This is a genomic window from Arenibacter sp. S6351L, from assembly GCF_023016025.1.
GTDB classification, from domain to species: domain Bacteria; phylum Bacteroidota; class Bacteroidia; order Flavobacteriales; family Flavobacteriaceae; genus Arenibacter; species Arenibacter algicola_B.
In genome coordinates this window covers 1-3,999 of the sequence record NZ_JALKBB010000066.1, presented here as the reverse complement: position 1 = coordinate 3,999, position 3,999 = coordinate 1, and the positions used below count along the sequence as shown (strand labels likewise).

Here is a 3,999-nt window from a genome sequence, read left to right as displayed (position 1 = left end):
ATCCATATGTCCTGGTCAGTGTGGATTCTTCCGATGGCTCAGAAACAAAGGTGAACGGAAGTGCAACCGTATCAGTTTCGGGTTCGGGAACAACAGGTAACCCCTATAATATTGCAGTTACCCCACTGAGTATAAATACAGCACAAATTGCAGACGATGCCGTGACCACCGACAAAATCCTCGACGGACAGGTACAGAAAGATGATATTGCGGACGAGGCAATTGAAGCAGCTAAGATAAAAAATGGAGCAGTCACTTCACTAAAAATAGCTAACGGAACTATAGCAGATATAGACATTTCAAATTCCGCTGCTATAGCAGGAACAAAAATATCCCCCAATTTTGGTACTCTAGATATTATTACTACTGGAAATATTAATGGTAATGCAGTAACTACGACAGGAAACCTATTTGTTGGTGGAACTATATCAACTACTGCATCTGGCCAAGTACATCCAGACTACGTCTTCCAAAAATACTTTTTAGGGAATTCTGATTTAAAAGAAAGTTATGACTTCCAAACCTTGGCGCAAATAGAAGCCTTCGTAAAAAAACATCATCATTTACCAGGTATTCAATCTTCAGCGGAAATTAAGAAACAAGGTTTTTGGGACTTAGGACAGGCATCCAAACTTAATCTCGAAAAAATAGAGGAATTGTTCCTCCATACCATAGAGCAGGAAAAGAAAATAGATCAACTTAAAACCGAAAACGAATCCCTGTCCGCAGAACTACAGTCGCTCCGTAAGGACATGGAAGAAATAAAGGCATTATTAAAAAATAAGCACTAAGGGTATTGGCCCAAAGAACATGAAGAACCTAATCTACATCCTCGCGTTGTTGCTACCCCTAGGGATACAGGCCCAAACGGCCCTGTACAACACTGGCAACATCCGTATCCACAATGAGGGGCAGATAGGGTTTCATACAGATCTGATCAACAATGCTTCCTTTGACCAGAATTTGGGCCTGGCAGGTTTTTATGGCAGTAACATGATCAGTGTTTCTGGCGCCTTTATGCCGGTGTTCTTCGATACCGAAATTGCCAATGACCAGGGGGTAATGCTCAACACAGGCATGAGTGTCAGCTCCAACACCAATTTTGTGGCGGGCAACTTTATGACCCCAAGGGCACAACAGGATATTTATTTTAATTTTCTGCAGGATGCCTTTTATGTAGGCGAAGGCGATCTTTCCAAGGTAGATGGTTATGTAACCATCAACAACGAACAGAATTTTATTTTTCCGGTGGGCGATGCACAACAATTACGGTCCTTGACGCTCAATAGTAGCGGCACCAATAGTTTTGCCAAATGCGCCTATTATTTGGAAAATCCGACCAACCCAACCACCTTTCCTGAAAGCTTTGACCCCACCAAAAAGCCTAGGACCATGGGAGATATTAGTCAGGTAGAATTTTGGCATTTGGAAGGCAGCGTTTCCTCTAACATACAAATTAGCTGGAACGAACGCAGCAATATAGCCGCCCTTACAGAGGATGTGGCCAAGTTAATTCCCGTAGGCTGGAGCATTAGCGGCAGATCTTGGGTAAATCTGGGCGCTGCTTCCGTGGTGGGCGACCTAAGTCAGGGGTTTTTAATTTCGGATAATTTTGTACCGGACGATTATGCCTTAATCACCTTTGCCTCCGAAGCCACCGCCAAAGAATTGCTTACGCTGGACAATTACCTGGTAACCCCCAATGGGGATGGGGTTAACGATGCCCTATACATAGAGGAACTGGAACTCTCTGAGGACGATACCATCAGAATTTTTAACCGCCAAGGCCAAAAAGTATATGAGGAAAACAATTACACCAACGGTTTCACAGGCTACTCCAATGTGGACAATTTGGTCATAAACCGCGGAGCCGGATTGCCCAATGGTGTATATTTTTATGTGATTGCCATGAAAGATCTTAAACTTAACTATCAGGGGTTCTTGTATTTGGAACACTAAAAAGTTGAATGTTCAAAGTTGAATATTGAAAGTTCAAACATTGAAGAACTAAATTCCCCTCTTGAGAGGAGCCTGTCCCGCGTTTTCCGCGGGAGGACAAGGTGGATTCGACCAAAGGAGAAGACGGAAGGGGTGGGAAGCTGAAGTCCACATTTGTGCAGCCAATAACATTTTGGATTGAACTATCTAAAGTCAAGCCAATTGAAGCATCCCCTTATAAAAGTTCCCCTACTACACAAATCCAAGGATTCGCAACTTTTGTCGCTCTAATTATTCAATCATTTTGGGTAATTGATGCAGAATTATTATCAAAATCCTTTGCTTAAAATGGCTTACAAATCAAATTACAAACTCTAATAACCTTAACCGTTTTGTAGGGCTCTTCCTTCTTTTTAGCGTTCGACCAAAGGCATATTTTATAGACCTAATTTTCAATAAGATATGTACACAACTCCTTTTATCCAGTTCACAACATTTTTTTAACATTCCATAATTAGTCATCTAAATTTGGGTTTATATAGGTCATTGCACCCCTAATTCCCCTTGAATGGACTTTAAAAAATTACTCCTTTTAGTGTTCTTGATGAGTTGCACCTTTGCAACTGCACAAGTAAAGATTGGTGAAAATCCAAACAGCATTAATGCAGCTTCCATAGTTGAATTGGAGAGTACTACCAAAGCATTTGTACTTACTAGAGTTTCCAATACACAAATGCAATCCATTAAACCACTTCGTGGGGCAATGGTATTCAACACCGATGCGCGCTGCGTTTTCTTTTACAACGGAACACAATGGAATAGCCTTTGTACAGGCGGTTCAACTGCCACTGGGGGTGTCGGCATACAATCTACTGTCGATAATGGCAACGGGACATTTACTTTCAATTATACAGACGGAACAAAATTTACAACCCCAAACCTAACAGGTCCGCAAGGGCCTGCTGGTATTTCTGGTGCAAACGGAGCTACAGGTACTACTGGGGCCAAAGGAGATACTGGTGCGACCGGAGCCAAAGGCGACCAGGGAGACAAAGGTGATACTGGAGCAAAGGGTGATCAAGGAGATACCGGGGCTACTGGAGCCCAAGGAATTCAAGGTATACAAGGAGAAACTGGAGCTAAGGGAGACCAAGGAGTAAAAGGAGATACTGGTGAAACCGGAGCTACAGGAGCCACTGGTGCCACTGGAGAACAAGGTGAAAAAGGTGATACTGGTGCCACAGGAGCAACTGGAGAGCAAGGTATCCAAGGTTTAAAGGGTGACAAGGGAGATACTGGAGAAACCGGTGCTACAGGTTCAACTGGAGCTACTGGTGCTACTGGAGAGCAAGGTATCCAGGGTGTAAAGGGTGATCAAGGAGATAAAGGAGACACGGGTGCGACCGGAGCCACAGGCGACCAGGGCGTCAAAGGAGATACCGGTGCTACTGGTGAAAAAGGTGAAACCGGAGCTACAGGAGCCACTGGTGCCACTGGAGAACAAGGTGAAAAAGGTGATACTGGTGCCACAGGAGCAACTGGAGCGACTGGTGAACAGGGTGAGAAAGGAGACACCGGTGCGACCGGAGCCACTGGTGCTACCGGAGAACAGGGTATCCAAGGTGTAAAAGGTGACAAAGGAGATAAGGGGGACCAAGGTGAGAAAGGTGATACTGGTGCAACAGGCGAAACTGGAGCGACTGGTGAACAGGGTGAAAAAGGTGATACCGGAGCTCAAGGTGACAAAGGTGAGAAAGGTGACAAAGGAGATACTGGAGCTCAAGGTGAAAAAGGTGAAACCGGAGCTACAGGAGCCACTGGTGCCACTGGAGAACAAGGTGAAAAAGGTGAGACTGGTGCCACAGGAGCAACTGGAGAGCAAGGTATTCAGGGAGCAACTGGTGAAAAAGGTGATAAGGGTGACAAGGGAGATACTGGAGCTCAAGGTGAAAAAGGTGAAACCGGAGCTACAGGAGCAACTGGTGAACAGGGTATCCAAGGTCTAAAAGGTGATCAAGGCGAGAAAGGTAATACTGGAGAAACCGGTGCTCAAGGTATTCA

Annotated in this window: 3 protein-coding genes; all 3 read left to right on the top strand. The window is 44.7% G+C overall.

Features of this window, described 5'->3' with window-relative positions; all coding sequences use genetic code 11:
• Window positions 1-791 (top strand): bZIP transcription factor (locus MWU82_RS23835; RefSeq protein WP_247098238.1); only part of this gene is annotated, 791 nt, incomplete at its 5' end.
• 19 nt (window positions 792-810) lie between these two features.
• Entirely contained in the window at window positions 811-1,959 is a 1,149-nt protein-coding gene (locus tag MWU82_RS23830) for a gliding motility-associated C-terminal domain-containing protein (protein ID WP_247098237.1), read from the top strand.
• Window positions 1,960-2,506: 547 nt separating this feature from the next.
• On the top strand, window positions 2,507-3,999 hold a 1,493-nt coding region (locus MWU82_RS24330), incomplete at its 3' end, for a hypothetical protein (protein WP_281502470.1).